We start from the raw sequence: 250 nt of genomic DNA on the forward strand, positions 1-250 counted from the left end.
TCAGAGTGCTCGATGGCCGTGCTTCTGCAGGCAAGACTGCTGCGCGCCTGCACCCTGGCCGGCGATTCTGGGTTCGAACGAGTGCTCAGTTCGGTAGATACGGTGACGCTCGAAGAAGAGGCGTCCGTCACGCTCGAACGCCCCATTCGAGCCAATGCCGCCACCCCGGATGGCCGATTGCTGGTTGCCTCCGACAACCAGCTGGAAGTCTTCGACCACGACTTGAGCCGGCTTGGCGACAGCGTCCCCC

Annotated in this window: 1 protein-coding gene; it reads left to right on the top strand. The window is 63.6% G+C overall.

Annotated features, from left to right (window positions below; all coding sequences use genetic code 11):
• Positions 1-12: 12 nt before the first annotated feature.
• A partial coding sequence (locus tag ACSNOK_RS35375) for a hypothetical protein (protein WP_436784779.1) occupies positions 13-250 on the top strand: 238 nt, incomplete at its 3' end.

It is taken from the genome of Streptomyces sp. URMC 126 (assembly GCF_051386555.1).
GTDB lineage: Bacteria > Actinomycetota > Actinomycetes > Streptomycetales > Streptomycetaceae > Streptomyces.